Origin of the sequence: Herpetosiphon sp. NSE202 (assembly GCF_042688385.1) — a bacterium.
Taxonomy (GTDB): Bacteria; Chloroflexota; Chloroflexia; order Chloroflexales; family Herpetosiphonaceae; genus Herpetosiphon.
The window spans coordinates 1-24,503 of record NZ_JBHUPY010000008.1 but is presented as its reverse complement, the minus strand read 5'-3'; the positions used below and the strand labels follow the sequence as shown (position 1 = coordinate 24,503).

The following is a 24,503-nucleotide window of genomic DNA, read 5'->3' as shown; positions in this document are numbered from 1 at the left end:
TCTCCACACTCAACCAACGATTATTGATTTTGGCTTGCCAAGGTAATTGCTGCATCGAAGCCTTCCATTGGGTAGGCACCAGGAATGATGTAGTTGCCAATGAAAAAGGCTGGCGTGCCAGTTGCTTGCGCAGCGACGGCCTCGGCGGTTTCAGCGTTAACTTTGGCTAAAACTGCTGGGTCGGCTTGGCATTGGGCAAATGTTTTGCTATCTAAGCCCAATTCTTCTGCATACTTGAGCATTGTTTTGGGTGCAAGCGTTGGGTCAATGCCCCATTCGCTGGCGCGCACAAATAAGATGTCGTACATCTCCCAGAATTTGCCTTGATCCATGGCGCAGAAGCTGGCAACTCCTGCTGCTGGCGCTGAAGTATGGCTTTCGACGGCGATATAGTTGCGGAATACATAGCGCACTTTGCCAGTGTCGATATATTTGGCCTTCAGGTCAGGAAAAACCGACACATGATGGCGTTGGCAGAATGGGCATTGGAAATCGCTATATTCGACAATCGTTACTGGCGCGTTTGGATCGCCAAGTGATCGTTGGTCGTCGGCAGGAATTTGGGCTGGCTTGGCCAACGGAATAAACTCGCTGGCAATGCCCAACGTATCTTTGGTTGCTGGCGGCGCGGGCGTTGATGGCACAATCGTTGGGCGAATACTGACTTGACGGCCTGTATCAGCTTCGTAGCTGCCACAGCTGGCCAAAACGAGAGCCAAGATGATTAGGGCAATACGGCGGGTCATGCTTCTTCCTTAATTGATTCCAAAATGCTATTGACGATGCTTTCGCTATTAACTCCCTCAGCTTGACCCTCAAACGACAAAATAATCCGGTGGCGCAAGGTTGGGGTTGCCATATCGCGCAAATCGCGGTAGGCCACATTGGTGCGGCCATCGAGCAAGGCGCTAATTTTGCCAGCCAAAATCAAGGCTTGCATGCCCCGAGGACTGGAGCCATAGCTAACATAGCGTTTGACTTGCTCTGGTGCGAGCGCACTATCTGGGTGGGTTGCGCTAATAATGCGGGCGGCATAACTCAACACATGGGTCGCAACTGGCACCGAACGCGCCATCTGTTGCAGCTGAATCAAGGTCGCGCCATTAATCACTTTTTGCGGCTTGGCTTGATCCGTGCCAGTGGTGCGTTGGGCGATTTCTACCAACTCTTGCGGTGATGGAAATGGCACATTAATTTTGAAGAAGAAACGGTCAAGCTGCGCTTCTGGCAGCGGGTAAGTTCCTTCCATTTCGAGTGGGTTTTGGGTGGCGAGCACAAAGAATGGCTCTTCGAGCTTGTAACTGGTGCGGGCCACACTGACCGTATGTTCTTGCATGGCCTCAAGCAGCGCCGATTGGGTTTTTGGCGTTGCGCGGTTAATTTCATCGGCCAGCACAAGGTTGGAAAAGATCGGCCCGCGTTGGAAGCGGAACTCTTTTTGACCTTGTTCATCTTCGGCGATGATCGTGGTACCGATGATGTCAGCAGGCATCAAGTCGGGGGTAAACTGAATCCGACTAAATTGGCAATCGACAGCATCAGAAAGCGTCCGAATCAGGGTGGTTTTGGCCAAGCCAGGCACACCTTCGAGCAAGGCATTGCCGCCTGCCAGCAAGGTAATTAATGTTTGGCGGATCAAGGCGCGTTGCCCTACAATCACTTTGCCTATTTCAGCCTCAATCGCAGCGGCAGTGCGCCGAAACATCTCAGCATCGCGTTCAGTGTATTGCATCCAAACTCCTTATCAACAAAAGGCTATAGGTCTCTGAATCATACCTGATTCAAGCAAAAACCTATAGCCTCGAACCTAAAACTCTTGCTCTTCGCTACGTGAGTTGTGTTGTGGCATAAACCAACAGAGCAATTGTGGTGAGCAAAAAGCCCATCCAGCCGAGCGCAGTAGCAGCAAACGAAATCGTCATTGCACGTTGGCTGATGTTGAAGCGTCGCGTCGCGACCAACAGGGTCCACATACCGCCTGCAAGCAGGCTCAAAAACACGAACTCAAGGGCTAGAAACATAGAATCCTCTTACTGTTCCAATTGGTTAAAGTAGTCGCGGATAAAGTTCTTCAGTTGTGGTGGGATGTATCCGCTATCCACAGCCCGACCTGCCGATTCTTGGTAGTCCGGGTTGGCTTGATTATAAGGTACTTGCGAGCCATTGGCGATGCCAGGGCCTGTGCTGCCGCTTGGTTGGCTTGGGGCGCTGCCGCTGCCATTGGGCTGGCCAGTCACATTGCTTGGGTTATTTGGGTCGCCTGGTTTCCAAGGTTGGTAGACCATACCTTTGTCGTTGCCAGTGCCCGGGAAGCTGCGATCGTTACGGCCTGTGCCGTTGCCGCTGCCATTGCTGTTGCCGCTGCCAAGATTCCCTGCTTGGCTGCCACCGCCGCCTCCAGCACCATTGCCCTGGCCTTGACCTTGACCCTGACCCTGACCTTGGCCTTGACCCTGACCTTGACCCTGACCTTGACCTTGGCCTTGGCCTTGACCCTGACCTTGGCCTTGACCTTGACCTTGACCTTGCTGACCTTGCTGACCTTGCTGACCTTGTTGACCTTGTTGACCTTGCTGACCTTGTTGACCTTGCTGACCAGCTTGCTGATTTTGTTGGCCTGGTTGGCCAGCTTGGGCTGCTTGATCACGGCTATTTTGGACTTCGCTCAAGGCTTGTTCAACGCCTTGTTGATCCTGCAATTGTTCAGCGCTTTGGCTGGCTTGGTTGCTGGCTCGTTGCAAAGCTGAGCGGGCATCGGCAAGGTTGCTATTGCGTAAGGCGCTCGCAGCATCGCGCAACGATTGAGCCATTTCTGGATTGGTTGCAGCTGTTTGGTTTGCTTGTTGCTCAAGCGCATTGGCCAATTGCTCGCGCTGTTCAGGAGTCATCTTTTCTGCATCCTGCGCTGCTTGCTCAAGCTCTTTGGCTGCATCGCTGGCCTCTGGGCGTTGCTCTTGGCTGGCACCACGCTGATTCTTCAAGGCTTGGGCTAGCTCTTGCAACGAGGCTTGACGAGCGCTGGCCCGTGAATCCAAACGCTTTTGCAGTTGTTGCTCGGTGCGCGAGATTTTCGCTAGCGCATCTTCGCGTGAGCCAGTATTTTCGCGCAAATCCTTGGATAATTCAGCCAATTGGCGATCCAATTCGGCGCGTTCTTCTGGCGAAAGTTTTTCGTCTTTGGCAATTTCTTGGCGCGTTTCATCGATGCGGTCAGCGATCCGTTCGAGATCGGTTTTGACTGCTTCGCGTTCAGCTAAGACATTGCTTTGCAGATTCGGTAATACGGCAGAGGTGATGCCCAGCATTAAAAATAATGCTGCTAAGCCCCACCACAAGCGATGTTTGAGCGGTGGTGCAACCCGAATATCCTTGGCATTGGCTGTGCGGGCTTTATCGAGCGCATCGTTATATTGCACGTCATCGAGTGGCCCACGATCATCGCGTTTGTGCAATTCGAGCGCGGTTGATAGGCGTTCGCGCAAATCAAGCTCAAGATCGCTGCGTTGGGCGATGCGGCTGCTGGATTGTGGGCGCAGGGCTACGACCAATAAGGCAACCAGCCAAATTGCGAAGGGTACTAATGACCACAATGTCCAGTTGGGAATCGGGAAGAGCCGACCTGCGCCTTGAATTAAAGCAAAGCCAAGAGCAGGGAGCCAAAATGTGCGACTCAGCCATTGCAATGTATCGGCAAGGCGTAAGCGCCGCCCGAATGGGCGTAGCAGATGAACAATCTCGGTTGGTTGTGCCATACCTAATCTCCTTCGCCGCATTATACACGACTCATGTGCTGAGCGAGATTAATATTTGGCGACAGTCACTTTTACTTTAGCTGCCGCTAACAATTGCATATAAAAAGGGTATCGACAGAAGCATAACGACAAATAATGCGGCTGAAATTTTGTCTGACAATCGTTCCATTGGGAACCCCCTTTGTGTTTGCCTATCAATAGAACGTCAACCATGCACAGATTGTTCCACGCCCTATCCTAGAAGATTTTGGCGCGCTTGAAAATGATGCAAAGCTGATGAATATGTGAAGCAAGGTATAATAGCGACGTTTGGTTTCAATTTGCAATGAAAGGGTTTTACGTGAAACGGATTTTGCTTTCGATGCTGGTTGCAGTGACGTTGGTTGGCTGTGGTGCAGTTGAGCGGCCTGAAAACCCGACTGTTGTGCCAACCTCAGCCACCGCAGGTGTCGATATTTCAGATGTTTCGGCAGTTATTCCTGCCTTACCTGCTGGCTTAGAAGCCAAGCAAACTGCAAGTGGTTTGCGCTATGTTGATATTGTGGTCGGCACTGGGCCTGAAGTAATCGCTGGCTCAACCGCCGAAGTCTATTACACTGGCTACCTGAAATCAGATGGCTCACAATTCGATTCAAATGTCGGCGGTCAGCCATTTCCGGTTGAAAATGTTGGTGCTGCAATGGTTATCACTGGCTGGAACGAAGGTTTGGTTGGCATGAAACAAGGTGGCAAACGCCGCTTGATCATTCCTTCAGCACTTGGCTATGGTGCTCAAGGGCAAGGGCCAATTCCTGGCAACGCCGATTTGGTGTTTGATGTTGAGGTAACTGTCGTTCGGTAGGACAATAATCAGTTCTAGCATTTTTAACCACGAAGAGCACGAAGAGCACGAAGATGGGCTATCGAGTTTGGGGTATTTCAACCAAAACTCCGATAGCCCAGAGCCTATAGCCAAAAGCCCTGACTCCTATGCTCTATGTGTAATGGTTCATTGGATTGGCAACCGTGTCCCCTCACCCCTCACCCCCCTCTCCCACGAAAACGCGGGCGAGGGGGAGCATCCGTGGTGCACCAAGGAATTGGGAGAGAACTACGGCGGTAAAGCCCCTCTCCCGTCCGACGGGAGAGGGGTTGGGGTGAGGGGATCAGGCGGTGGTTAACCTCATGTACCAATACATCTATGCTCTAGGCTCTATGTTCTATGCTCTTTTGTGAGCGTCGATGAAACACATCGATCACTAAAACTAAGACCAACGAGATTGCACCAAGCAGCAAAGCGGCGCTATAGGCTCCAGCATATTGGCGATCGTCGAGGGCGCGGAAAATATAGACAGTTGCGGTTTCGGTGCGGCCTTGAATCCCACCGCTAATCACCAACACCGCTCCGAATTCGCCCAAGGCGCGGGCACAGGTCAGGCCTAAACCGTACAAAAAGGCCCAACGCAAGGCCGGAAAGGTGACTAAGCGGAAGGTTTGCCAGCCACTTGCGCCTAAGGTTGCGGCGGCCTCTTCTTGCTTACGGCCAAAGGCTTCGAGCACCGGCATCAATTCGCGAATCATAAACGGCAAGGTCACAAACAAGGTTGCTAAAATCATGCCTGGCAAGGCAAAGGCAATTTGCCAGCCCATGGCTTCGGTCAGCGGTTTGATCACCCCGTTGCGCCCAAAAAGCACAATTAGGGTAAAGCCCACAATCACTGGCGACATGGCAAATGGCAAATCAAGCAAACGATTGATCAGTGCTTTGCCCACAAATTGATGGCGAACCAACACCCAAGCCACCAGCGTGCCAAAAATGCCATGAATCGCCACTACCACCAAGCAAATGATGATGGTTAGGCCAAATGAGCGTAGCACATGCGGGTGTTGCAAGGCTTCAAGCATCGCAGGCACACCTTCGCGAAACGCACCAAACACAATCGCACCCAACGGCGCAATGATCAACATGCCCATATAGCCCACGACAATGCTAATTAATAGCCATTTGCGCCAGTTCATGGCTGCACCTCCTGCCGGCGGCGACTGAGCCAATCAACCAAGGTCATTGTGCCAAGCGCAATCGCCAACATCACCAACGACATGGCGCTCGCATCGCGTTGGCTGCCCGATTCGATTTCGCCGTAGACGTAAATGGCGGCAGTTTGCGAGCGCAAGGGAATGTTGCCAGCAACCACCACAATCGCGCCAAATTCGCCAATCGCACGGGCAAAACTCAGCAATGTGCCTGAAACCAAGGCTGGCAGGAGCGCAGGCAAGGTGACGCGCCAAAAAATTTGCCAAGCTGGCGCGCCTAAGGTGGCCGCAGCCTCTTCGCTCGACCGATCAAGGTTGATCAAGACTGGCTGAACCGAGCGCACCACAAAGGGAAACGAGGTAAATAGCAAGGCCAGAATAATGCCTGAGGGAGCGAAAATTACTTTCCAGCCAAGCTGCTGATCGAGCCAGCTGCCAATTGCTGCTTGCGGCCCATACAAAATCACCAGCATCACGCCAGTAACCAGGGTGGGGATGGCAAATGGCAAATCGACCACGGCATTTAATAGGGTTTTGCCGGGAAACTCATAGCGCACCAGCACAAAGGCGGTCAATAAACCCATGACGGCATTAATCAACGCCATCACGAGGCCTGTCCAAATGGTGAGCCAAATGGCATGGCGAGCAATTGGTGAGCTAATAATGCTGGTGATTGATTCTACGCCAGCGCCCAGCCCATCAACAACCACAACAATTAATGGCAATACCAAAAACACTGCCAAATAGGTTAAGGCAGCGCCGCGGATACTCCAACGACCCCACGGTAAACGTGGGGTCGTGCGTTCAATTGTTTGGGTTGTCATTGCTGTACCTGCGCTAGCACTTTGGCATAAACGCCGTTATCGCCAAAGTATTCGGGCGTGGCTTTGCTCCAGCCGCCAAATTCATTGATTGTAAATTGATCAGTAATGGCGGGATAGCGCTCAGCAGTGGCCTTGGCAACATCAGCATCGACCGAGCGCAAGCCAAATTCAGCAAACACTTCTTGGGCTTCGCGGCTGTGTAAGAACGTGATAAAGGCTTCGACTGCTTGGCGATTGCCATGTTTTTCAACCGATTTGTCGATCAAGGCAATTGGATTTTCGATCAAGATGGTTGATGATGGAATGACCATTTCATATTTTTGGCCGCCTTTTTGGCCAACCAACACTTCGTTTTCATAGGTGATTGCCACATCGCCAACGCCTTTTTCAAAGTTGGTGATGCTTTCGCGTGCGCCTTTGTCGAACACGACGACATTTTTGAGCACGCTGGCCAAGAAGGCTTGGGCGGCTGCTTCGTCGTTGGCTGGCACGCCAGTGACGTGGCCACGTTTGGCTGCGCCATACAAGGCCAAAATATTCCATTGTGCGCCGCCGCTAGTGCGTGGGTCGGGAGTCAAAATTTGCACCCCAGGCTTAGCCAAATCAGCCCAATCTTGGATGCCTTTGGGGTTGCCTTCGCGCACCGCAAACACCACAACCGAGGTGCTGACCATGCCCGAATGCGTGCCAGCTTTCCAATCGTGAGTAATCAGGCCTGCATCACTGATGCGGTTAATATCGGCTTCGAGCGAAAGCGCTGCTAAATCGGCCTCAAACCCTTCTACGATGGCCCGTGATTGTGCGCCCGAGCCTTGGTACGATTCTTCAAACTTGACCTCACCGCCGGTATCGGCCTTCCATTTTGCTTGGAACAGTGGAATTAATTTGGCATAGGCTTCGCGCGGCGTGGTATATGCGCCCAAGGTGATGGTGGTAACTGCGCCATTGCCGCTGGTGCTGGTTGGGCTGGCTTCGCCACATGCTGCCAACAACGCGACGATTAACAAGCTCAATAAGCTAAAATGCAAGCGTTTCATGCCACTGTCTCCAAAACATTCAAAGCCAGCCGTTCAGGCATTGGCTGAAGATAACTTGAACGAATAATCAAAACTGGTACGCTAAGTTGGCTCAAGAGTGGGCCAACCACGCTGCCAAGGTCGTAATTGCTGCTGTAGGCTCCCAGTGGCGCGCCAACAATCACCAGATCATAGCCCCCGCGTTTGATCTCGGCGTTGATGGTTTGCGCGATGTTGCCCACCAGCACTTTGCTGTCGGTCACAACTTCATGGCGACGTAAACTAGCGGCGCTGCTTTGTAAAAATCGCTCGAGGCGGTCAATGTCGTTGGTTTGGGTTGCTATCGAAATCAGGGTTGCGCTTGCGCCCACCGATCCCAGCAAGCGTCCGGCAAACGCTACATCTTCTTTGCTTGGCTCGCCATCGCTCAGGCAAATAAGGGCTTTACTGCATGCTTTGGCGGTTGGTGGTACAAGCAGTACATGCTGTTGGGCCACGCTCAACAATTGGGTTGCATCACGTTCTGCATTGCGTGCTTCCGTGCCGAGCACCACAATATCGCAGGGTTCGTGTTCGGTTTCGCGGCGCACAGTTTCGATCAAACTGGTAGTTGATAAACGGGTTTGTAAATGCGGCAAGCCAGCGCCAAGCTGCTCACGCACTGCTTGGATGCGAGTACGCAACCCAGCTTCGTTGCCATCGCGGGCCACGACCGTCGCGCGAGCATGGGCGAGGCGAGCTAAATTACCGCCAATATTCAAAGCTGTTTCGGCAACTGGCTGGCTATCGGAAATCATTAAGACATTCAGACCACGTTGACTGAGTGCATGTAAACGGCGCACGCCAATCCACAATTGATCGCCGCTGTGAATTGGCAAATTACGGGCTTCATCTGGATTGCGTAGGGCATCGATCAAAATTGCGTGCTCGCCAAAAGGCCGCACTGGCGCAATCGAGTGGACATCGGGCAAGGCTGGCAAACGCAGGCGAATCCGTTCAAATGCGCCAACAAAGGTTTGGGTTTCGACCGTGGCTTGGCCCAGCGATGGCGAGCGCAAGGCGGCCTCGGTTTTGGCCAAAACCACATCTTCTGGGCGAATCACGACTTGCACAGCAGGATGATGCTCGGCAGTGCTTGAGGTTTGCAGCGGGAAGGTCATCGACCCAACCTGCACCCCAACATCATTGCACTGGCCAAGTAGCACATTGGCACTGCCAAGGAAGGTGGCGACAAATTCAGTTTGCGGGCGTTGATAGAGTTCATTGGGCGTGCCAACTTCGAGCAAACGGCCCATATTCATCACGCCAAGCCGGTCGGCCAATTCAAAGGCTTCTTCTTGATCGTGGGTCACGAAAATCGTCGTAATGCCCAGTTCGCGCTGAATGCTACGCAAATTGCGGCGCAAATCGGTACGAATTTTGGCATCGAGTGCGCCAAATGGCTCGTCGAGCAGCAAGACTGCTGGGTTGTGGGCCAAGGCGCGGGCTAAGGCTACCCGTTGTTGTTGGCCGCCAGAAAGTTGGCGCGGCAAACGCTTGCCCAAGCCTGCTAAGCCAACGAGTTCTAATAATTGGTCGCGGCGTTCGCTGCGTTGCTTGCGCTCGACCTTGCGAATGCGTAAAGCAAATTCAACATTTTCGGCGACTGTCATATGTTCAAACAGCGCATAATTTTGGAAAACAAAGCCCACATCGCGGGCCTGAGGATTCAAATCGGTAACATCGCGGCCATGCAGCACAATCCGGCCAGTATCAACCGGAGCCAAGCCTGCGATCATGCGCAAAATTGTGCTTTTGCCACTCCCGCTCGGCCCCAGCAGCACAAAAAATTCAGCATCGTGAATTTGTAATGCCACTTTATTGACCACCGCATGTTGCTCGTAGCGTTTGGTCAGTTGATCAAGCACAATCGACATCGCACCCTCCTTATGGTTCCAAGCATGTTCCAGCTATGTTCCAATTCGGTTCCAAATTGGCTAACTGGCGCGTCGTTGGGCTAGTTGCCTGTTTGATCGATCAACCGAGCGCATCCGTGGGTGATGCTGCTAGGCGGGTTGGCCATACCGCATAGGCCTGCCAATTCGATCAAAGCTGTGGTGTTGCTAGCTACTCTTATCATCACACCTGCCAATTCCAAAGGCTGTTCCAAAGGCCGAGTGATGCCCTCACCCCCCAGCCCCCTCTCCCACTGAACGCGGGCGAGGGGGAGCCGATCGTTTTTTACCAAGGAATTGGAAGCAAACCATGGAGTTAAAGCCCCTCGCCCATCGGATGGGAGAGGGGTTGGGGGTGAGGGCATACTGATTTTTGCTGATTCAAATTTTTTGTGCTATTGTGTGGGCAATTACAGATAACAACCGCTAGGGGTGCCACATGGCTGAGATTTCGCAACGGCGAAAGACCCTCTGAACCTGATCTCGTTAGCACGAGCGAAGGAAAGCGGCGTGGTTTAATCCCGCCGTGCGCGGGATTTTTGCATGTGGTCTCTAGCCAATGTTCAAGGAGTTTATTCGTGAAACGTTGGTTACTTAGTTTCTTAACAATCAGTTCATTGGTTTTAGCTGGCTGTGGTGCGGCGGCTACGCCAACTCCTGAAACTGCGGTCGAACCTACGCCAGCCACAACCGCTGCTGCTGAGGTTACGCCAGCAGCCACCCAAGCCACTCAAGTGCCCACCGATAGTGGCCAATTTGCTGGCCAAACCTTGGTCGTGGTTTCGCACGATAGCTTTGCGATTAGCAGCGAAGTTATTTCTGGCTTTGAAGAAATGACCGGCGCAACCGTGCAGATTCTCGAATCGGGCGATGCTGGCGAAGCGCTGAACAAGAGCATTTTGGCCAAAGGCGCACCCTTGGGCGATGTGTTGTATGGGGTTGATAATACCTTTTTGAGCCGCGCGCTTGATGCAGATATTTTCGAAGCCTATGCATCCAAAAATCTTGAGCAAATTCCTGCCGAATTGAAGCTTGATGCTCAAAATCGGGTCTCGCCAGTTGATGTTGGCTATGTCACCATCAATTATGATAAAGCTGCTGTGGCCGAAGCTGGCCTGAGCTTGCCAACCGATTTGCGTGATTTGACCAAGCCTGAGTGGAAAGGCAAGTTGGTGGTAGAAAATCCAGCCACCTCATCACCTGGTTTATCATTTATGTTGGCCACGATTGGTCACTTTGGCGAGAGCGGCGAATATACCTGGCGCAACTTCTGGAGCGACTTGCGCGCCAACGAAATTAAAGTCGCCAGTGGCTGGGAAGAAGCCTACTATGGCGATTTTAGCGGAGCCAGCGATGGCCAATATCCGTTGGCGGTGAGTTACGCCACTAGCCCAGCTGCCGAAGTGATCTTTGCGACCACGCCTTTGACCGACGCACCAACTGGTAATTTGTTGTTGCCTGGTGCTTCGTTCCAACAAATTGAATTTGTGGGCTTGTTGAAAGATGCCAAAAACCCTGAATTGGGCAAAGCATGGATCGACTATATGCTCAGCGATGCATTCCAAAGCGATATTGGCGGCCAGATGTTTGTGTATCCTGCTTTACCAAGCGCCAAAGTTCCCGCTGAATTTGGCCAATATGCCCAAGTGCCAAGCGAAGTTGTGACGCTTGCACCAGCAGATATTGCAGCCAACCGCGAGCGCTGGCTCAACGAATGGCAAGAAACCGTGCTGCGCTAAAAAACAAACATCCCCTGCAATTCCAAGCTGGTTGCAGGGGATGTTTTTGGTTTAACAGGCTTTTTTAGTCGCCAGTGGTTTTGACTGCTGGCCAATCGCCAACCATCAAGCCGCCGACAGCGCCGATCAATGCGCCGAAGCCACCACCGAGCAAATATTGGCCGGTAACGCTTGCCAAGCCCAAGCCGATCAAGACACAGAAGGCAACGCCAACGAGAATCCGTTTGAGCCGACCAAGCATAGTCAGCGAGATAATCGAATTGGCGCTGATTGAATCGTTGCCAGTGCTGGCTGGTGCGGCTGGTTTTGGTGCGACAGGAGCGGCAGCAGTTGCTGGCGCGGCAGGTGTGGCGGCAACCACAGGTGCAGCGGCGGCAGGCGCTGGCGTTGCGGCTACAACTGGCGCAGCAGGTGCATCAGCGGCGGCAGCTTTTTTCGCAGCCCGAATTGCTTCCAAGCGTGCTTTTTTATCATCCGACATATTGGCACCAACCGCAGCAGTTGCGGGAGCCTCGGTGGTTGCCGCTACGATCGGCGCAGCAGGTGCAGGTGCAGCCGCAGGCGCTTCGCCTTCAGCAGCTTTTTTTGCGGCATTGGCTGCGCGAATCGCATCGAGCCGCGCCTTTTTTTCATCGCTTGTATCAGCCATGTGCGTCCCTCAGATAGCAAAGATTAAATTGATCGACAAGTGTTGTTACGATAGCACGTTATTTTCAATCGCAAACAAGCCAGTAATCCTCAACTCATTGAGTTAAGGCTTCCAACTCGCGCTGTATTGTATCATGCTTGGTTGGTCTTGGTGCAGCTATTTGGTGAGGAAAAATCAGTTCCGTTGAGCCAGCCGTGCCGTTCCACCCAAGAGCACGGCTGACCTTTTCGGATTGAGAGGAAACGCACCTGTAGTATGCCGCCAACAGATGAGTATTAGGTGAGGATGATGTCAATGGGCGATTAAGATTCTGGGCCTGGTGCTTAACCAAATTCTCAGCATCTGATCTATACTTGGGCCGTTGTGGTTCGTCAAAGGAGACAGCAATGGGCTTGGTCGAAAGTATTATGAATTTTAGCGAAGGCCGTCGCACTGAGGTTGTGCACGCCATTCGTGATGCAATTACGGCAGTTGCTGGGGTGCAATTGCTCGATGTTCAATCTGACGCTGATCATAATCGCACGGTGATTAGCTTTGCTGGCGAGGCCGAGGCGGTTGGCGAAGCTGCCTTCCAAGCCACGCGCACTGCTCAAGGCTTGATTAATCTGGACGAGCATCGCGGCGAACATCCACGCATCGGCGCGACCGATGTTGTACCGTTTGTGCCGCTGGGCCAAACCACTATGAAGCAATGTGTAGCCTTGGCGCGCAAAGTTGGCAAGCGTATTGGCGACGAGCTGGGCATTGCCGTCTATCTTTATGAAGAGGCTGCCACCCGCCCCGAGCGCCAAAATTTGGCTGATGTACGCAAGGGCGAATACGAGGCTTGGCGCAAAGCAGTTGGGGTTGATGCTGCTCGCGAGCCAGATTTTGGCCCACCCGTAGCAACGCCCGCTGGAGCAACCGTCGTCGGCGCACGCCAACCATTGATCGCCTACAACATCTATTTAAATACCACCGATGTTGAGATTGCCAAAAAAATTGCCAAATCGATTCGCTATCTTGGCGGCGGCTTGCGCTATGTCAAAGCTTTGGGCTTGCTGGTCGATGGCCGCGCTCAAATCTCGATGAATTTGGTGAATTTCCGTGGCACACCTATTCATCGGGTGCAGGAATTGGTGCGCGCCGAAGCCATGCGCTATGGCGTGACGATTACCGAGGGCGAAGTAATTGGGCTGGTGCCGCAAGATGCGCTGTTTGATGCCGCCGAGCACTATCTGCAACTCAATAACTTTCGCCGCGACCAAGTGCTTGAGGCCAAATTGGCCGCGCCAAGTGGCGACAATTGGCTGCCAAATAGCACCTTGCAAGCCTTTGCTGCTGGTACGCCAACGCCCGGTGGTGGCTCGGCGGCAGCCTTAGCTGGAGCTTTGGCTGGTTCGTTGGGCCAAATGGTGGCCAATTTAACGGTTAGTCGCAAAAAATATGCCGCCGTTAAGCCAGTTATTGCCGCGGCTTTGGAGCGCTTGAGCGAAGCAACAACAAATTTGGGCAAATTGGCTTTGGCTGATAGCGCAGCATTTAATGCCATTAGCGTTGCCCGTAAATTACCTGAGGATCAGGCTGATCGGGAGCAACAAATAGCCGCTGCGATTGTGCATGCCTGCGAAATTCCCTTGCAGGTTGCCCAACAAGCTGCCAGTTTGTTTGCTGATTTGCAGCTTTTGGCGACCCAAGGCAACGTCAATGCCCGCACCGATGCCCAAGTTGGCGGCTATTTGGCCTTTGCGGCGGTCAATGGCGCGTGCTTAAATGTGTTGGTTAATCTTGGCGATCTGAGCGATAGCCAACAACGCGACGTGTTCAGCGCTAAGGTTGCCACCTTGCGCCAACAGGCTGAACAAGGCTTGCAACAATTGGTGACACTCTAAGCAGGGTTATGCTACAATGAGCACATAGATCAACTTCTGCGTATCGCGAGGAGATTTTTCAATGGCTCGTTGGCTTCTGATTGTCGTTGGCTTGGCTGCTTTGGTGCGCGTCATCGACTTACAACGTAAACTTGATGCCGCCCGATCCCGGGGCGATATGTACCGCGACATCTCAGCCCGCCTTGATCGTCAATTGGCGGACTTGCAAAAGCAAGCTAAAGCCTAAAATTTAGGCAATTAAACGAGCCGATCAATCAACCAATGCATGGTTATTGATCGGCTTGGCATTTAATCGGTCTTACGGCGGAGTGTCAGTCGGCCATCAGGCGCTCATCAGATAGTCATACTGGCGTAGCATGAAGTTATTGAGTACGCTGCCTCTGGAAACACAAGCCCATGGAGGTCGCCATGCTGACGACATTATTTTTTGTTGCGCTCCTGCTTGTGGCATTAGCCGCATTGCCCTATGTTTCGCGCTCAACGCCTGTAGTCGAGGATGACAGCGATGAGCCACAATTACGTATGAAGCCGACGCGCCAGCGCTAAGGCGCTTTCACGATCGGTCACTTCGCCAGCTGCTTGAGCTTCACGAATTGCCTCAAGCAAGGCTCCAATTTGCGGGCCAGCTGGCAAACCTAGCTCTTGCATCAACGTGTGCCCATCAACCAAGGGTGCACGTTTTTGTTGGGCCTCTGCATCCCAGTGAAAGCCAAGCATTGCGTCTGTCCAAGCGGCTTGGTAGGCCCAATGATGTTCTTGTAGCAGCGGCCCGCGCGTGGCCATATGGTCGGCCAAGGCGTGTAATAAGGTATCAACCGCGCTTTCCTTTAAATCGCGAAAGAAGCGATAGGCCGCTTTGGCACTGGTTTCTGGCTGCGAATAGAGCTGGCCTGGTCGCATATGCCCCGCAATCACCTTGCACATATAGTCAATTTCTTGGTTGCTAAATCTTAATCGCTGATACACGCCGCGCGCAATTTCGGCTCCAACTGTTTGATGTTCATGAAACGACACGCTGCCATCGGGCTTATCAACACGAGTCGCAGGCTTAGCGCAATCGTGGAGCAGGATGGCCATTTTCCAGAGTGCCCGATGGCTGGCGGTGTTGCCGATTGGCTGCTGAATTTGAGCCACAACCTGCGCGGCCCATTGCAACTGCAAAGTTAAATTTGGCAGCATGCGCAAGGTTGCTGGCTGTTGAAAAAATGCTGGTGGATGCCAATCGTCGGCCATGGCTGGTGGGGCTTGCGGCGCTGGCTGTTGATCATGCTCCAACTGAGCCAGCAGCCATTCGCCAGCCGTAATTGTTTCGAGCGAATGTTCCCACACATCCAAAAAGTGAATATTGGGCTGGGTGTGGTGGTACATCGGGCGAATCTCAGGAATAATGCTTGGCAAAAGATTAGCTCGATCCAAATAGCGCAGCCAACTGGCGCTCCAACGTGTGGCTAAAATTGCCAATAGTTCAACGCGTACTCGTTCAACTGCGACTTGCGTGATTGCTTCGGCGTGCGCCCGAATTGCCTGATCGGTTGCCGGATCAAGTTGCCAGCCAAGTTGGGCGGCGATCCGCACGGCCCGCAGCATGCGCAAGGGATCGTTGGCCAAGGCATTGGCTTGCACCATGCGCAGGGTTGCGCTTTGAATATCGGCTAAGCCAGCGTGAGGATCGATCAGCTGACCAAGTTGGGCTTGCTCGAAGAGCGGCGCGGCCATGGCATTAATCGTAAAATCACGATCAGCCAAATCGCCCGCCAAATCGGCGGCCCGCAAATGCGCCAGATCGAGATAGTTGCCATCGTGCAGCACGACGCGGCCAATATCGCGCGCTGCATCAAGCACCACCAAACTGGCGTTGAGCTGGTTCGCAAGGGTTTGGGCTAAGGCAATTGCTGGTTGATCGACAACTAAATCAACATCCTGCAAGGCCCGCCCAATTACCAGATCGCGCAGTGTGCCGCCAACGACCCAGGCTGGCCGAGCGCCGAGCAATTGTTTGAGCACGCTCAAGGCTTGGCGTAAACTTAAATAATCCGCAGTTTGGGGAAACTGAATCTGACTGATCTGCATACAAAACTCACTTTAGGCAGCTATGCTCTATAATTGTTGGATAATCGAACCACAGAATGGCGAAAGGAATAAAGGCAATGAGTTTGACCGTAACGCAAACGGCGCTTGATGGCGTTGTCATTATTAAACCAAGCGTGTTTGCCGATGAACGCGGCTTCTTCCTTGAAACATACCACCAGACCAAGTTTGCTGAACTCGGTCTGCCTACTGATTTTGTGCAGGATAATCACTCACGTTCCAAGCAAGGCGTGCTGCGCGGCTTACATTATCAAGATGAGCGCCAGCCAATGGATAAATTGGTGCGTTGTAGCGTTGGCAAAATTTTCGATGTGGCAGTGGATTTGCGGGTGGGTTCGCCGACCTTTGGCAAGTGGGTTGGGGTTGAACTCAGCGCCGATAACTTTTTACAATTTCTGATTCCTTCGGGCTTTGGCCATGGCTTTGTGGTGCTCTCGGAGTTTGCCGAAGTGCAATATCGCTGTACAGGCTTATATGCGCCCGAAACCGAGGGCGCGGTGCGCTGGAACGACCCACAAATTGGCATCGAATGGCCAATTAGCGAACCAACGCTCTCTGGTCGCGACCAAGCTGCAATGGGCCTCGAAGCCTATTTGGAGAATCCGGCGTTTCGCTATCGTGGGTAATTGGCTATGGTTTAGATGTAATGGTATATTCGGTTAAATAGACCTGATTCCCTCACCCCAACCCCTCTCCCACGGAGCGGGCGAGGGGCTTTAACATTGTGGTTCTTGCGCAATTCGTCGATGAACCACGGATGCTCCCCCTCGCCCGCGTTCAGTGGGAGAGGGGGCTGGGGGGTGAGGGAATTAACCTTTTAGGCTTGGTCGACCAACTCGTGGACGAGTTTGCGCACGAGTTCTGGATCGACGTGTGATTCGACTTGGGCATGGCCAATTCTGGTTGGTAGCACCCAGCGCACGCTACCTTTGGCGCGTTTTTTATCTAAATTGAGGGCTGCCAGCGTGGCCTCGATGTCCAAATCGCGTGGCAAGGCGGTGGGCAGATCTAAGGCTTGCAACAAGGCTCGTTGGCGCTCGGCTTCGGCGTTCGTCCACATGCCAAGCTGCACTGCAAGGTTGGCGGCAAAAGTCATGCCAATCGCTACCGCTTCGCCATGCACATAGCGTTTGTAGTGGGTTGCTGCTTCAACTGCTTGGCCCAGCGTATGGCCATAATTGAGCAGCATGCGCTCGCCAGTTTCGCGCTCATCGCGATTGACCACGCCAATTTTGACCGCCGCCGAACGCACCAACAGCTCGCTGGTGATATTGGCAGGCACATCATTGAGGCTGGCTCCTGCACGCTCCAAATCATCAAACAAAACTGCATCAGCAATAACCCCATGTTTGACGGCTTCGGCCCAACCTGCGGCACGTTCGCGGCGTGGCAAGCTGCTCAGCACCGCATCATCAATTAAGACCAAACGTGGCGGATGAAACGCGCCAATCAAATTTTTGCCACGTGGGTGATTAATGCCCGTTTTGCCCCCGATGCTGCTATCGATCATCGCCAAAATCGTGGTTGGCAATTGTACAACCGCGATGCCACGCAAAATCGAGGCCGCGATAAAGCCCGCCAAATCGCCAACCACGCCGCCACCAAGTGCCAAGACTGTATCGCCACGTTGTACGCCATTTTCCAGCAGCCAGGTGTAAAGTTCGCCAGCTTGTTGCCATGATTTGCTGGCTTCTTGGGCCGGAATATCGTAGCGTTGGCAGCTAAAGCCTGCATTCTCCAAGGCTTGGATTACGGTTGGCGCATACAGCGGCCCGACATGGGTATCGCTAATCAGCCAGCATGTGCCAGTCAAGCCGAGATTAGCAAGTTCGTTGGGCAATGCTGCCAGTGCGCCGCTTTTGACATAATAGCGACTGTTGAACGAGCTAAATACTTCGCTGGCCTGTGGTTTGCCGACCAAGCCCCAAGCCCGAATCAGTTGCTCAACCACAATTTGTGGTGCTAAACCATCGGTTTGAATCGTCCAGTTGGCCAGCGTGCTATAGAGTGGCAAGCGCTCGGCCAGCTGAATGACCAGTTTTTGGCTCACATCGTCGGCCAACAATGGCCGCGGATTGCTTGGATCGTCGCTGAGGCGTTGAACCAAGGTGCTGATGGCGCTGGTGAGATAGACGCACCAGGCTTGTTCGCGCAGTAATTGGCGATTAACTTCGCGCAACACAATGCCGCCACCGCATGCGATGACGGCCTGTTCGGTTTGTAAGGCTTGGACCAAGGCCGCGGTTTCGCGTTCGCGGAATCCAGCCTCGCCCTCGTCGCCAAAAATCTCGCTAATGCTTTTTTCTGCGCGCTCAATAATCAGCTGATCTAAATCGATAAAATGCCAGCCGAGGGCTTGCGCCAAGCCTACGCCAACGGTGCTTTTGCCTGCGCCGCTTGGGCCAATTAATGCAATCGATTGCCCAGATGGTTGCATGGTTGTATCCTTCCGTTACCACTAATGCCAAGCTTGGCATTTCATCTGGAGCGAATGGTAGCACCTTTGGCGATGCTCAGGCAAATTGGGCGATTAATAGTTGCGCGCTGCTGCTTGCAGTGGCTTGATCATTGTCACCAAGCGCCACGATCAACAAGAGAATCAAGAGTATAATAACCACCAACAAAATAAAAAAAATCACACCACGATCCACAATCCAACCTCCTTCGAGTGTGAAACTGCCGCGCCTGTGGGTTTGTTTGCTGCTAGCGCAATGATGCCTGATTCGCCAAGGAGTCTCTAGATGTGCAGATTACGAGTGCATTACGTAGGTATCGCAATATGCTGAGGAATTCCTGAATGGCAACCATAACTTTGCGCGAGGCATTAATTGAGGCCGCCAACCAATTGAGCAGTGTTTCGCTGACCCCGCAGCTTGATGCGCGGGTGTTGTTGGCCCATGTGCTTGGCCTTGATTCGACCCAAATTTTGGCCCGCTTCAACGAGCAACTTGAGGCCGAGCAGGCCGCCGCTTTTCAAGCCTTGATCGAACGCCGCAATGCCCTAGAGCCAATTGCCTACCTGATTGGCGCGCGCGAATTTTATGGCTTAACATTTAACGTCGATCAACGGGTTTTGGTGCCGCGGCCTGATACCGAGATTTTGGTCGAGCAAGCCCTGACGTGGATCAAACAGCAAAACCGGCCTTTGGTGGTTGCCGATATTGGCACTGGCAGCGGTTGTATTGCAGTGGCGGTGGCCAAACATGCCCCCAATATCAAACTGTATGCGGTTGATCTTTCGCCTGCTGCTTTGGCGGTTGCTCAAAGCAATGTTGAGCGCCATGGCCTGCACCAGCAAATTCAGCTGATTCACGGCGATGGCGTGAGCCAACTGCCTGAGCCAATCGATTTGCTGTTGAGCAACCCACCCTATACCTTGCTTGATGAAATTGAGCCTGGCGTGCGCTTGCACGAGCCAACGTTGGCGCTCGATGGCGGCCCCGATGGCTTGGATTGTTATCGTCAATTGCTGCCCGCCACCGCCACAGTTTTGCGCCAAGGCCAGCCAACCGCAGCGTTGTTTGAAATTGGGGCTTGGCAAGGGCCAGATGTCGTTGCCCTTGCCGAAGCCAGTTTTCCTCATGCCACAATTCAGCTGCTGCGCGATTTAGCAGCCCGTGATCGCGTGGTACAGATCGAGCAAGCCTAGCGCGCGCCGAAGTTGGCTGTCCAATAGATTTTATAGGTTGTATTTGGGTTGCGGGCGATGCCAATGCCAATTTCCGTTACATCGGCGGAGAGCATATTTGTGCGATGGCCGGGGCTTTGCATCCACGCATCAACCAAGGCTTGAACATCGGTGTAGCCAGCTGCCAAATTTTCGGCCCAAGCCCGCCAAGTGTAGCCAACCCGCTGCATGCGTTCGCCAGCGTTGGAGCCATCGCTGCCTGTATGCTCGAAGAAGTTATTGCGCGCCATATCATCGCTATGAATTTGGGCAGCTTGGTTGAGGGTTGGGTTGATCGTCAGCGCACTCAGGCCATTTTGGCTGCGCTGGCGATTAATCACCTCGACCAAGGCCGTGACTTCGCTGGGATAGCTGGGGTTGGCGGCGGGCTTGAGTTCTGCGCCCAACCGCCCAAGCAAAATGCCCTTGGCTTCGTGATTTTCGAGCCGAGCGCGTTCAAACCATTGGGTCATCACCCAATCGCCGTCGGGATTTTGCTCAAGGCGTGGCTCGGTCAGCGGCAAGCCCAACAAACTCAACGATTGCTCGTAGGCATTCAGCGCGTCGTCGAGCAAGCCATGATTAACCCAATAACTCAGATATGGCTCACAAACCGAGCGCCCAGTTTCGTTAAAGACTAAACAACCTTGGGTATTCAGATTGGTTTTGGGGGCGTTGCGCCAGTTGCCATGGCGTTGCTCGTAGATTTCGGCTCCCAAGCGCCCAAGCAAAATATCGTATGGCGCTGCCAATTCGGGGTGAAATTCAAAGCGTTGGCGCTCAAAATATTGGGTCGTAAAAGTTCCATTGGCGGTTGTTTCGCTTTGAGCAGGCGAGAGCGGATAGCCAAAGACCGCCAAGCCGCCGTTTTGTTGCCAATATTCCAAAAAGCGCCCGCTAATACAATTAGTAATGCCTGGTACATCAGCAAAACAGAGGTTGGTTTGCGCCGCAGTGCTCGCAGGTCGCAGACTTAAACTGCCAAAAAGCAGCAGCAGCAGCAATAAAAAACGCAAGTGCATCATTGCTCCTTGGTAAATGGTTTGGTATCAGTCCTTTCATTGTAGCGAGCTATTGGTCGAATAAACGAGGTACTTTCTGGCTAAAAGAGGATAGAATGCCAAGCTACCGATCGTCATAGTACGATTGGCAGATTTAAACTGGCCATGACCTTTGTTTTTACAGCGCTTTTGCGGCATACTACACAATCAAGCTACGGGAGATCAGGTTATGCAACGCATTGGGTTTCCAACCTTCACCACACCATTGATTGGCCGCGATGCAGATGTTGCAGCGCTTGTGACTCGTTTGCGGCAATCGCCAACTCGTTTTACCACGTTGCTAGGCCCAAGTGGCACTGGCAAAACTCGCCTCAGCATTCAGATTGCCGATCGCTTGTACCATGAGTTTCGCGATGGCGTGGCCTTTATCTCACTGGCAACCCTTGCTGATCCCGATTTGGTGATTCCAACGATTGCCCGCACTTTTGGCTTGGCTGAGCGCGGTAGTTTGCTCTACGAAGAAGCCTTAGTGCAATTTTTGCGCGCTAAGCAATGCCTGATTGTGCTTGATAATATGGAGCAGGTGATTGCTGCCGCGCCGCATGTGATTGGCTTGCTCAGTCAAACCGAACAGGTGCGCGTGCTGGTTACCAGTCAGCAAGCAGCCAATGATCCCAACGAGGAAGTTATTCCCATTCCACCATTGGCGATTCCGCTTGGCGGCGGTGCGGTGCAAATTGAAACTATTAGCATGAGTCCAGCGGTGGCGCTGTTTTTGGATCGGATTCGGCGGGTGCGGCCAGAATTTATGCTCGATCAAGCCAATGCCTTGCATATTGTCGAGATTTGTCGGCGCTTGCGGGGTTTGCCCTTGGCGATTGAGTTGGTTGCAGCCCATAGCGATACCTTGCGGCCAGCCGATTTGCTACTGTTGTTGCGCAATTATTTGCCTGCTGAGCAAAATGTGGGAGCCGCGCCAGCCCCCGAACAAGTGCTACATCCAGTCTTAGATTGGTGCATTTCCTATAGCATTCCGGCGATTCGCTGGCTTTTGCCGCGTTTGGGCGTGTTTCAGGGCGAATGGACGCTCAGCCAAGTGCAATTATTGGCCAACGAGGCTCCCAACGCGATTGATATTGCCAAAACCTTGGATGCAATGGTCGCCAAAGGGCTATTGCTGAATAACGCCGTCTTGGAAGAACCAACCTATACCATGCTCGATACGATTCGCCAATATGCTGCGCGCCAACTCAAACGCAACGCCCAGCTTGATGATGCCTGTCACGCTGCCCATGCCAAGGCCTTTCAACAATTGGCCTTGGATATTGATGCGGGCATTCGCCAAGGCCAAGGCATGGTGTGGAGCAAACGTCTGAACCAAGCCATGCCCAATATTCGCAGCGCCTTGCAATGGCTCTATCAACAACAACGCTACAGCGATATTGCGCGCTTTATTGCGAGCATGGTACTGCCGTTGTATCAACAAGGCTATATCCGCGAAGGATTGAGCTGGATTGCCCGCGTTGGAGCGCATGCTGCCAGTTTCGAGCCGCAAATTCAGCTGCATTTTGGCTATGCCAATGGCCTGCTCTCGTATGCAATTAGCGATTATCCCTCGGCGTTGCAAGCCTATGGCCAAGCGCTACCCCACGCAAAAATGCTCAACGATTTGGATTATCAAGCGCGTTTGTTGAATAATCAGGGCATGATTTACGGTGAGCAAACCAATTATGCTGCGGCTCGCGAGGTCTACGAAGCGGCCTTGGCAATTCGCCAGCAACAAGCTAATGTTTGGGGTGAAGCAATTATTTTGAATAATCTTGGCTCGGTCGCGCAATTCCAAGGTGATCACCAGGCTGGCCGCGATTATTTTCAAGCCAGTTTGGCAATTTACCAACAGCTCGGCGACCAAATGAGCCAAGCTGTCTCGTTTCAAAATATTGCCACGACCCAGCTGAATCTGGATGAATATGCTGAGGCTGAGCAATTATTTCGTGAAAGCATCGCGATTCATCGCCAAAGCGAAGAATCATCGCCATTAATTATGGCTTTGTATGGTTTGGGCTTGGCCTTGCTGCGCCAAACGAGCAGCGAACGCAGCGAAGCAGGCGACGTGTTGCACGAAGCAGTGACAATGGCGGCGCGCTTGAATGTGCAACGCTCGCTGGCAATTGCCTTCGAGGGCTTTGCAGAATGGCTTGCTCCCGTAAACCCGCAGCATGCTGCCTATTTGGTTGGTGGCGCGGCGAGCTTGCGCCAAACCTGCGATGTTGGCTATTCGAGCATCAGTTTGCGCGACGTGGCCAATCTGCGCGCACAACTTGACCAGCGTTTGGGCCAATCAGCGCGCCAAGCTGCCGAAGCTACTGGCGAAGCGCTAAGCCAAGCAGAACTGGTGATGCTGGTTTCTCAAGCTTGAGGTTGTTCCAAATCCAGCAGCCATGTGCGTAGCAATTCGGCTAATTGGCTGTGTTGATCAGTGCTCAAGCTGGCAATCAGTCTCCGTTCGTTGGCAAGATGAGCCTCGACCGCCTGATTAATTAAATCCAAACCCTGCGCGGTGAGCTGCACCAACAGGCTCCGTCGATCGTGCGGATCGGGGATGCGCTCGATCAAACCGCGAGCAGCCAAGCGGTCAAGGCGGTTGGTCATGGCTCCTGATGAAAGCATCAGCGTATTGAATAAGGCGGTTGGGCTGCGCTGATAGGGTGCTCCCGACCGCCGCAAACTTGCCAGCACATCAAATTCCCCGCGTTGTAAGCCGAATTGGCTGAATACCCGCGCCAACTCGCGGCTCAAATGCTGCTCCAAGCGCGCAATTCGCCCAATCAAGCCCATCGGCGACGCATCAAGATCCGGTCGTTCGCGCTGCCACTCGGCAATAAAACAATCTACTTGGTCTTGCATAATATATCTCGATCTAAAGATACTTGACATGAAGATAAATTACTTATATCTTGATGTCAAGACAAATTATCAATACCATCAGGATAGCACAGCCAAGGTGCTGATGGAATTTAGTGAAGGTGGCGGCGATGCAACGGCTTTGGAATATGCTTTTAACGGCGATTGCGCCAATGTTATGGGGCACGACCTATATTATTACGACCGAGTGGCTGCCAGTCAATCGACCCTTGTTGGTGGGCGTGATGCGGGCCTTGCCGATTGGCCTGATCTTTTTGGCGTGGGGGCGACAATTGCCCAAAGGCATTTGGTGGTGGCGCTCGTTGGTGTTGGGTGCGTTGAATATTGGCTTCTTCTTCCCATTATTATTTATTGCCGCCTACCGCTTGCCTGGTGGCATTGCCGCCACGTTGGGCGCATTGCAGCCGTTTATTGTGGCATTTTGGGGCTGGGTGGTGCTCAAAGAACGGGTTACTTCGCGCTTGCTATTGATGGCGGGTTTAGGCGTTTTGGGCGTAGCGATGATGCTGATCAGCCCACAGGCCCAGCTTGATGCTTGGGGCATGCTCGCAGCATTTGGCGGCGCGATGCTCTATGGCGTGGGCATTACGCTGAATAAACATTGGGGCCGACCAGTGCCATTGATGACCTACACGGCGTGGCAATTGGTGGTTGGTGGCTTGATGATTGTGCCGATTGCGTTGTTGATCGAAGGCATGCCGCCAGTCTTTACGCCAACCAACTGGCTTGGCTTTGGAATTATTGGGATTGTCAATACTGGTATCGCTTATCTCTTCTGGTTTCGCGGCATCGAACGCCTGCCAACGACCACAATGTCGTTTTTGATATTGCTCAGCCCAGTTTCGGCGACAATTCTCGGCTGGTTGGTGCTTGATCAACGCTTGAGTTTGCTGCAAATGATCGGTGCGTTGGTCGTGCTGGCGAGCATCGTCTTCAGCCAAATGCCAAATCGCAAGCCAGCCCAGCGTTTGCAGGTAGCACGGAGAAGTTGATCCACGAAGAGCACGCAGGCTAGAAACCGAGA

General features: G+C 53.0%; 23 protein-coding genes and 1 riboswitch. Of the genes, 9 read left to right on the top strand and 14 right to left on the bottom strand.

Annotated features, from left to right (window positions below):
* Nucleotides 1–20: 20 nt before the first annotated feature.
* From ACFMKP_RS11550 to ACFMKP_RS11535, 4 genes are all read right to left on the bottom strand, one after another.
* Nucleotides 21–746 (bottom strand): DsbA family protein, encoded by a 726-nt coding sequence (locus ACFMKP_RS11550; RefSeq protein WP_382291953.1) that lies wholly within the window; start codon nucleotides 744–746, stop codon nucleotides 21–23.
* Nucleotides 743–1,732, bottom strand: coding sequence for a MoxR family ATPase (locus ACFMKP_RS11545; RefSeq protein ID WP_054536848.1), 990 nt, complete (start codon nucleotides 1,730–1,732; stop codon nucleotides 743–745). The genes ACFMKP_RS11550 and ACFMKP_RS11545 overlap by 4 nt, the downstream gene beginning before the upstream one ends.
* 94 nt (nucleotides 1,733–1,826) lie before the next feature.
* Nucleotides 1,827–2,021 carry a hypothetical protein gene (locus tag ACFMKP_RS11540; RefSeq protein ID WP_054536849.1) on the bottom strand — a complete coding sequence of 65 codons (195 nt, stop codon included), beginning with the start codon at nucleotides 2,019–2,021 and terminating at the stop codon, nucleotides 1,827–1,829.
* Nucleotides 2,022–2,030: 9 nt separating this feature from the next.
* Nucleotides 2,031–3,752, bottom strand: a complete 1,722-nt coding sequence (locus tag ACFMKP_RS11535) for a hypothetical protein (protein ID WP_382291950.1) — start codon at nucleotides 3,750–3,752, stop codon at nucleotides 2,031–2,033.
* 340 nt (nucleotides 3,753–4,092) lie between these two features.
* On the opposite strand from ACFMKP_RS11535, the gene ACFMKP_RS11530 reads away from it, so the two are divergent.
* Nucleotides 4,093–4,593 carry an FKBP-type peptidyl-prolyl cis-trans isomerase gene (locus ACFMKP_RS11530; RefSeq protein WP_382291948.1) on the top strand — a complete coding sequence of 167 codons (501 nt, stop codon included), beginning with the start codon at nucleotides 4,093–4,095 and terminating at the stop codon, nucleotides 4,591–4,593.
* A 344-nt stretch (nucleotides 4,594–4,937) separates the two neighbouring features.
* Here the strand turns inward: ACFMKP_RS11530 and ACFMKP_RS11525 are convergent, their stop codons facing one another.
* The 4 genes from ACFMKP_RS11525 to ACFMKP_RS11510 are packed head-to-tail and all read right to left on the bottom strand — an operon-like array spanning nucleotide 4,938 to nucleotide 9,521.
* Nucleotides 4,938–5,750 (bottom strand): sulfate ABC transporter permease, encoded by an 813-nt coding sequence (locus ACFMKP_RS11525; RefSeq protein WP_382291946.1) that lies wholly within the window; start codon nucleotides 5,748–5,750, stop codon nucleotides 4,938–4,940.
* Nucleotides 5,747–6,589 carry a sulfate ABC transporter permease subunit CysT gene (cysT, locus tag ACFMKP_RS11520; RefSeq protein WP_204753835.1) on the bottom strand — a complete coding sequence of 281 codons (843 nt, stop codon included), beginning with the start codon at nucleotides 6,587–6,589 and terminating at the stop codon, nucleotides 5,747–5,749. Before cysT ends, ACFMKP_RS11525 begins: the two co-directional genes overlap by 4 nt.
* A complete protein-coding gene (locus ACFMKP_RS11515; protein ID WP_382291944.1) occupies nucleotides 6,586–7,626 on the bottom strand; it encodes a sulfate ABC transporter substrate-binding protein in 1,041 nt (346 codons plus the stop codon). Before ACFMKP_RS11515 ends, cysT begins: the two co-directional genes overlap by 4 nt.
* Nucleotides 7,623–9,521: an ATP-binding cassette domain-containing protein gene (locus ACFMKP_RS11510; protein ID WP_382291942.1), complete on the bottom strand. Its 1,899-nt coding sequence runs from the start codon at nucleotides 9,519–9,521 to the stop codon at nucleotides 7,623–7,625. The genes ACFMKP_RS11515 and ACFMKP_RS11510 overlap by 4 nt, the downstream gene beginning before the upstream one ends.
* A gap of 436 nt (nucleotides 9,522–9,957) precedes the next feature.
* Nucleotides 9,958–10,060, top strand: a riboswitch (TPP riboswitch).
* A 57-nt stretch (nucleotides 10,061–10,117) separates the two neighbouring features.
* Here ACFMKP_RS11510 and ACFMKP_RS11505 point away from each other — a divergent pair.
* A complete protein-coding gene (locus ACFMKP_RS11505) occupies nucleotides 10,118–11,278 on the top strand; it encodes a thiamine ABC transporter substrate binding subunit (protein WP_382291940.1) in 1,161 nt (386 codons plus the stop codon).
* Between the two features lie 64 nt (nucleotides 11,279–11,342).
* Here ACFMKP_RS11505 and ACFMKP_RS11500 read toward each other — a convergent pair whose 3' ends face one another.
* Nucleotides 11,343–11,927 (bottom strand): hypothetical protein, encoded by a 585-nt coding sequence (locus ACFMKP_RS11500; RefSeq protein WP_382291938.1) that lies wholly within the window; start codon nucleotides 11,925–11,927, stop codon nucleotides 11,343–11,345.
* Between the two features lie 386 nt (nucleotides 11,928–12,313).
* Between ACFMKP_RS11500 and ftcD the strand changes: the two genes are divergently transcribed.
* The 3 genes from ftcD to ACFMKP_RS11485 all read left to right on the top strand — a co-directional run bounded on the left by ftcD (nucleotide 12,314) and on the right by ACFMKP_RS11485 (nucleotide 14,344).
* Nucleotides 12,314–13,798: a glutamate formimidoyltransferase gene (ftcD, locus tag ACFMKP_RS11495; RefSeq protein ID WP_382291936.1), complete on the top strand. Its 1,485-nt coding sequence runs from the start codon at nucleotides 12,314–12,316 to the stop codon at nucleotides 13,796–13,798.
* A gap of 61 nt (nucleotides 13,799–13,859) precedes the next feature.
* On the top strand, nucleotides 13,860–14,024 hold the full coding sequence (locus ACFMKP_RS11490) for a hypothetical protein (protein WP_164689801.1): 165 nt from the start codon (nucleotides 13,860–13,862) through the stop codon (nucleotides 14,022–14,024).
* Between the two features lie 182 nt (nucleotides 14,025–14,206).
* The gene (locus ACFMKP_RS11485; RefSeq protein ID WP_204753841.1) at nucleotides 14,207–14,344 is read left to right on the top strand and encodes a hypothetical protein; all 138 of its coding nucleotides are present in this window, start codon (nucleotides 14,207–14,209) and stop codon (nucleotides 14,342–14,344) included.
* On the opposite strand, the gene ACFMKP_RS11480 is transcribed toward ACFMKP_RS11485, so the two are convergent.
* Nucleotides 14,315–15,868 carry an HD domain-containing protein gene (locus ACFMKP_RS11480; protein WP_382291933.1) on the bottom strand — a complete coding sequence of 518 codons (1,554 nt, stop codon included), beginning with the start codon at nucleotides 15,866–15,868 and terminating at the stop codon, nucleotides 14,315–14,317. The genes ACFMKP_RS11485 and ACFMKP_RS11480 overlap by 30 nt on opposite strands.
* Nucleotides 15,869–15,945: 77 nt before the next feature.
* On the opposite strand from ACFMKP_RS11480, the gene rfbC reads away from it, so the two are divergent.
* Entirely contained in the window at nucleotides 15,946–16,512 is a 567-nt protein-coding gene (rfbC, locus tag ACFMKP_RS11475) for a dTDP-4-dehydrorhamnose 3,5-epimerase (protein WP_382291931.1), read from the top strand.
* A 191-nt stretch (nucleotides 16,513–16,703) separates the two neighbouring features.
* Here the strand turns inward: rfbC and aroB are convergent, their stop codons facing one another.
* Nucleotides 16,704–18,323, bottom strand: a complete 1,620-nt coding sequence (aroB, locus tag ACFMKP_RS11470) for a 3-dehydroquinate synthase (protein ID WP_382291929.1) — start codon at nucleotides 18,321–18,323, stop codon at nucleotides 16,704–16,706.
* A 76-nt stretch (nucleotides 18,324–18,399) separates the two neighbouring features.
* Nucleotides 18,400–18,537, bottom strand: coding sequence for a hypothetical protein (locus tag ACFMKP_RS11465; RefSeq protein ID WP_382291927.1), 138 nt, complete (start codon nucleotides 18,535–18,537; stop codon nucleotides 18,400–18,402).
* Between the two features lie 155 nt (nucleotides 18,538–18,692).
* Here ACFMKP_RS11465 and prmC point away from each other — a divergent pair, with 155 nt between their 5' ends.
* Complete coding sequence (gene prmC / locus ACFMKP_RS11460) at nucleotides 18,693–19,535, top strand: peptide chain release factor N(5)-glutamine methyltransferase (RefSeq protein ID WP_382292065.1); 843 nt, start codon at nucleotides 18,693–18,695, stop codon at nucleotides 19,533–19,535.
* Here the strand turns inward: prmC and ACFMKP_RS11455 are convergent.
* Nucleotides 19,532–20,578, bottom strand: coding sequence for a CAP domain-containing protein (locus tag ACFMKP_RS11455; RefSeq protein ID WP_382291925.1), 1,047 nt, complete (start codon nucleotides 20,576–20,578; stop codon nucleotides 19,532–19,534). The genes prmC and ACFMKP_RS11455 overlap by 4 nt on opposite strands.
* A gap of 205 nt (nucleotides 20,579–20,783) precedes the next feature.
* Between ACFMKP_RS11455 and ACFMKP_RS11450 the strand changes: the two genes are divergently transcribed.
* Nucleotides 20,784–22,973, top strand: a complete 2,190-nt coding sequence (locus ACFMKP_RS11450; protein WP_382291923.1) for an ATP-binding protein — start codon at nucleotides 20,784–20,786, stop codon at nucleotides 22,971–22,973.
* Here the strand turns inward: ACFMKP_RS11450 and ACFMKP_RS11445 are convergent.
* Nucleotides 22,964–23,461 carry a MarR family winged helix-turn-helix transcriptional regulator gene (locus ACFMKP_RS11445; protein WP_382291921.1) on the bottom strand — a complete coding sequence of 166 codons (498 nt, stop codon included), beginning with the start codon at nucleotides 23,459–23,461 and terminating at the stop codon, nucleotides 22,964–22,966. The two genes, ACFMKP_RS11450 and ACFMKP_RS11445, sit on opposite strands and share 10 nt — an antisense overlap.
* A gap of 128 nt (nucleotides 23,462–23,589) precedes the next feature.
* Here ACFMKP_RS11445 and ACFMKP_RS11440 point away from each other — a divergent pair, with 128 nt between their 5' ends.
* Nucleotides 23,590–24,471 (top strand): EamA family transporter, encoded by an 882-nt coding sequence (locus tag ACFMKP_RS11440; RefSeq protein WP_382291919.1) that lies wholly within the window; start codon nucleotides 23,590–23,592, stop codon nucleotides 24,469–24,471.
* Nucleotides 24,472–24,503: the final 32 nt, after the last annotated feature.